Annotated in this window: 5 protein-coding genes and 1 pseudogene; 2 read left to right on the forward strand and 4 right to left on the reverse strand. The window is 67.0% G+C overall.

Features of this window, described 5'->3' with window-relative positions; genetic code table 11:
* Positions 1-139 precede the first annotated feature (139 nt).
* From ASJ79_RS18955 to ASJ79_RS18970, 4 genes and pseudogenes are all read right to left on the reverse strand, one after another.
* Entirely contained in the window at positions 140-421 is a 282-nt protein-coding gene (locus ASJ79_RS18955; RefSeq protein WP_067958449.1) for a DUF2516 family protein, read from the reverse strand.
* 58 nt (positions 422-479) lie between these two features.
* Positions 480-1130: a heparin-binding hemagglutinin gene (locus tag ASJ79_RS18960; RefSeq protein WP_067958451.1), complete on the reverse strand. Its 651-nt coding sequence runs from the start codon at positions 1128-1130 to the stop codon at positions 480-482.
* A gap of 145 nt (positions 1131-1275) precedes the next feature.
* Positions 1276-1653 (reverse strand): annotated as a pseudogene (locus tag ASJ79_RS18965) (helix-turn-helix domain-containing protein); the annotation flags it as partial.
* Positions 1654-1745: 92 nt separating this feature from the next.
* A complete protein-coding gene (locus tag ASJ79_RS18970) occupies positions 1746-3089 on the reverse strand; it encodes a DUF445 domain-containing protein (RefSeq protein ID WP_067958454.1) in 1344 nt (447 codons plus the stop codon).
* 84 nt (positions 3090-3173) lie between these two features.
* Here ASJ79_RS18970 and ASJ79_RS18975 point away from each other — a divergent pair, with 84 nt between their 5' ends.
* Positions 3174-3878 (forward strand): TetR/AcrR family transcriptional regulator, encoded by a 705-nt coding sequence (locus ASJ79_RS18975; protein WP_067958456.1) that lies wholly within the window; start codon positions 3174-3176, stop codon positions 3876-3878.
* 4 nt (positions 3879-3882) lie between these two features.
* A complete protein-coding gene (locus ASJ79_RS18980; RefSeq protein WP_067958458.1) occupies positions 3883-4749 on the forward strand; it encodes a polyphosphate kinase 2 family protein in 867 nt (288 codons plus the stop codon).
* Positions 4750-4856 lie beyond the last annotated feature (107 nt).

Genomic DNA, 4856 nt, shown 5'->3' on the forward strand with positions numbered 1-4856 from the left:
TGCTGCCTTAGCGTGAAGAAGGTGTTCTGCGGTCGGTGGTGGCGGTGATCCGGCGCCGCCGCCTCCTGATTCCCGCGTCGATGGCGGCGCTGGTGCTTCTGCTGTTCGTCAACGGAGCCAGCGAGCACGAATCCGCGCACTAGCGGGACTTTCCCTGGATCTCCAGGATCTTGGGACGGACGTCGACCAGGTACACGCCCGCCGCGACAGCGGCGATCGCGACACCGGTGATGCCGAGCACCAACGCGAGCAGCACGCCCACGCCGAGAATCACCAGCCACACGGGCTTGGTCAGCTTGTCGGCCGCGGTGTAGGCGTCGGGGCGCTGCATCGCGGCATGGACGAATGCGTAGACCGACGTCACAAGCACAGCGACCTGCAACGCGAAGAGGACGTAACCCACGAGGCCTTGGAGCTCCACGCTCGACAGCCTATGCGGGTTACGTCCCCTTGACGACTTCCGCCCCTCGCGGCGGTGCTTACTTCTGGGTGACCTTCTTGGCCGGGGCCTTCTTGGCGGGCGCCTTCTTGGCCGGAGCCTTCTTGGCGGGTGCCTTCTTGGCCGGAGTCTCGGCGGTCGCCTTGGCGGGCGCCTTCTTGGCGGCCTTCTTCACCGGCTCGGCGGCCGATTCGGTCTTCTTCGGCAGCTCCACGCCGACCAGCTTGGCGGCGCGCTCACCGACGGCGCGGGTCTGCGACGCGACGTTGCCCAGCGCCTCCTGGGTCAGCTCGACGGCCTGGTCGGTGTACTCCTCGACCCGGCTGGCGGCCTCTTCCAGGGCCGGCTGGCTGCGCAGCCGCTCGATCGCGGCCTCACCGCGCTCGATCAGCTTGGTGTAGGTCGTCTGGGCGGCCTCGGCGTAGCCCTCGGCGAACTTGCGCAGTTCCTCGGAGGTCAGGCGCCCGCGGATGTCGCCGAACTGCGACGGCAGATCCTCCTGCAGCCGGGTGATGCGGGCGCGGCTCTCCCCGACGCGGCTCTCGGCGTCGGTGCGGGCTTCGCCGGCACGCTCGCGCAGCGTCGCGACGATCTCGTTGACGCGCTCCAGCGCCAGGTCGGCGGCACCGACCGCGGCGAGCAGCGGGGCCTTCAGGTCGTCGATGTCGAGCTGGTTCTTGGTCTCAGCCATGGTTGTGTCCTTCCGTTTCAAATTTGGGTTCTGTGATCGATTGCGGAGTCTCGGGGATCTCTAGAGGGCTCTTGTCTTGTTCAGTGGTGGGCTCCTCGTCTGTGTCGCTGACACTGTCCCCTCGCGCTTCCGCCGCTGCGATCGCTTCGGCGAGGGCGGCCTCGTTCTGCTGGCAGAACGAGGAGTAGATGTCGAGCAGCACCTGCTTCTGCCGCTCGTTGATCGCCGTGTCCGTGACGATGGCGTCACGGACCTCGTTGGTGTCGCTCGGCTCGAGAATCCCGGCCCTGATGTAGAGCACCTCGGCGGAGACCCGCAGCGCTTTGGCGATCTGGTTGAGCACGTCCGCGGACGGCTTCCGGAGGCCCCGTTCGATCTGGCTCAGATACGGGTTGGAGACGCCCGCCTTCTCGGCCAGCTGCCGTACCGACACCTGCGCGGCTTCGCGCTGCGCCCGGATGAACGAGCCGATGTCCTGTGCGGCGTTCGACACGACAGCGGCGAGGTTCTCGTCCTGCGGCATGGGTTGCCCCCTCGTGCGGTGGGTTATCCGGTTACCGACAACTCCAACCGTACGGCGCAGTGCTAACTTTTGCAAGCACCAGTTAGCGCAGGTCAGAAGAGTAGCTGGGCTATCGAATAGATGACCAGGCCCGCCAGCGAGCCGACCACGGTGCCGTTGATCCGGATGAATTGCAGGTCACGGCCCACGTGCAGTTCGATGCGCCGGCTCGCCTCATCGGCGTCCCACCGCTCGATGGTGTCGGTGATGATCGTGGTGATCTCCACCCCGTACTCGCCGACCAGGTGCTGGGCTCCGCGCACGATCCAGTTGTCGGCCTTCTCACGCAGTTCGGCGTCGTCGCGCAGGGATTCACCGATGCGCACCACCGTGTCCGCGATGCGGGTGCGCAGCGACGACGACGGATCGTCGACCGATTCCAGGATGATCCGCTTGGCGGCGTTCCAGGCGGTCTCGGCGGCCCTGGCCACCTCCTCGCGGGCCATGATCTGCTCTTTGACGTTCTCGGCCTTCTGGATCGTGGCCGCGTCGTTCTGCAGGTCGTCGGCGAACTCGAACAGGAACCTGGTCGCCGAGCGGCGCAGTTCGTGGTCGGGATCGCGGCGCACCTTGTCGGTGAAATCCATCAGCTCGCGATGGATGCGGTCCCCGACGAGATGGTCCACCCAGCGCGGCGACCACGTCGGCGAATCACGTTCGATGACACGCTCGATGGTGTCGCCGGCGTTGAGCGACCACTGGAACGCGCGGTCGGCGAGCAACTGCAGCAAGGCCTCCTGGCGGCCCTCGGCGAGCAGGCTGGCGAGCACCCGGCCGATCGGCGGGCCCCACTGCGGTTCGGCGATGCGCTTGACGATCATCCGGTCGAGCACCTGCTGGACGTCCTCGTCGCGCAACATCTCGACGAGCACCCGCAGCAGGGTCGCCGTCTCGGCGGCCACCCGCTCGGCGTGATCACGCTCACACAGCCACTTGCCGACCCGACCGGCGATGTCGGCGTCGCGCAGCTTGGTCTCGACGTTGGCCGGGGACAGGAAGTTCTCCCGCACGAACGCGCCGAGTCCCTCGCCGAGCTGATCCTTCTTGCGTTTGATGATCGCGGTGTGCGGGATCGGGATGCCCAGCGGATGCTTGAACAGCGCGGTCACCGCGAACCAGTCCGCCAGCGCACCGACCATGCCGGCCTCGGCCGCCGCCCGCACATATCCGATCCAGGGCGCCGCACCGCCGGCCGCCGCGCCCCGCGACTGCGCCCAGGTGCAGACCAGGAAGACGATGCTGGCTCCCAGCAGAAAGCTCAACGCGACGAGTTTCATGCGCCGCAGCGAGCGCCTGCGTTCGGCGTCGGCCGCCGAATCCGCGCCGGCGATCGCCTCGGCGAAACTCGGACGCCTGCCGACGCGCTTGCTGTCGGGGGCGTCTAGTCGGTGAGCCACCTCTCCATCATCCCCGCGCGGGCAACCGAGCCCGGCCGGTCACCGTATTATCGACACGGACTTAAGGAACGGATCACCGCGAACGTGGCACAACAATCCTCTCCGGTGGCGGTCAAAACCGACGGACGGAAACGGCGCTGGCACCAGCACAAGGTGGAGCGCCGTAACGAGCTCGTCGACGGCACCCTGGAAGCCATCCGCCGCCTTGGCAGCAACGTCAGCATGGACGAGATCGCTGCCGAGATCGGCGTCTCCAAGACCGTGCTGTACCGCTATTTCGTCGACAAGAACGACCTGACCACCGCGGTCATGATGCGCTTCGCGCAGACGACGCTGATCCCGAACATGGCGGCGGCGCTGTCGTCGAACCTCGACGGGTACGACCTGACCCGCGAGATCATCCGCGTCTACGTCGAGACCGTCGCGGCCGAGCCGGAGCCGTACCGGTTCGTGATGGCCAACAACTCGGCCAGCAAGAGCAAGGCGGTCGCCGACTCCGAGCAGATCATCGCGCGGATGCTCGCCGTGGTGTTGCGCAGGCGGATGGTCACGGCCGGGATGGACACCGGCGGTGCCGAGCCGTGGGCGTATCACATCGTCGGCGGTGTCCAGTTGGCCACGCACTCGTGGATGTCGAACCCGCGGATGACCGCCGAGGAGCTGATCGACTATCTGACGATGCTGTCGTGGAGCGCGCTGTGCGGCATCGTCGAGGTGAACGGCTCGCTCGAGCGGTTCCGGCGCAGTCCGCATCCTCCGCCGGTACTACCGCCCCGGCTGGTTGACTAGGGGCATGACCGAGCCGGACGAGCTGCCGTCGCTGTGGACCCACGAGCCCCACGTCGAGTTGGTGTTCCGGCCCGGCGACAAGGTCGCGGACATCGACGCCGACGCCACACCGGGGTTCCGCGGCAGCAAGGCCGACGCACCGGCCCTGCAGGCCGAGCGCAACGCCCGCTTCGCCGAACTGCAGGAGATGCTCTACGCCAACAGCCGTTCCGGGGACACCCGATCGGTGCTGCTGGTGCTGCAGGGGATGGACACCGCGGGTAAGGGCGGTATCGTCAAACATGTTGTGGGGGGCGGTAATCCGCAGGGAATCCAGTACCGCAGCTTCGGCAGGCCGACTGCCGAGGAACTGTCCCACCACTATCTGTGGCGGATCCGGAAGGCCCTGCCCGCGCCCGGTCACATCGGGGTGTTCGACCGGTCGCACTATGAGGACGTGCTGATCGTGCGCGTACACAACCTGGTGCCGCCGGAGGTGTGGGAACCACGCTATGACGAGATCAACGCGTTCGAGCGCGAACTCGTCGACAGCGGGACCACGCTGGTCAAGGTCGCGATGTTCGTCTCGCTCGACGAGCAGAAGAAGCGGCTGGCCGAACGGCTCGAACGGCCCGACAAGTACTGGAAGTACAACCCGGGCGACATCGACGAGCGCCTGAAATGGCCTGCCTACCAAGAGGCTTACCAGGCGATGCTGGACCGGACTTCCACCGATTACGCGCCGTGGCACATCGTGCCGTGCAACCGGAAGTGGTACAGCCGGCTGGCCGTCACCGAGCTGTTGATCGAGGCGCTCAAGCAGCTCGACCTGTCGTGGCCGCCGGCAGATTTCGACGTCGAGGCCGAGAAGAAACGCCTGGCCCAGGCCTGATCCCGGCAACCCCCGCTGCCCCGTCCTCCCCGCTCCCCCGCCGAACGTACGATTCCTGACGCCACCCACCCCCGAACCCGTCATCCTCCGTACGCCCGGCAACCCAA

It is taken from the genome of Mycobacterium sp. NAZ190054 (genome assembly GCF_001545925.1).
In the GTDB taxonomy this organism is placed as follows: domain Bacteria; phylum Actinomycetota; class Actinomycetes; order Mycobacteriales; family Mycobacteriaceae; genus Mycobacterium.

What these genes read in the sequence shown, in the direction of transcription:
- ASJ79_RS18960 (WP_067958451.1), bottom strand. Translation starts at nt 1,130, where the DNA reads ATGGCTGAGACCAAGAACCAGCTCGACATCGACGACCTGAAGGCCCCG.
- ASJ79_RS18980 (WP_067958458.1), top strand. Translation starts at nt 3,883, where the DNA reads ATGACCGAGCCGGACGAGCTGCCGTCGCTGTGGACCCACGAGCCCCAC.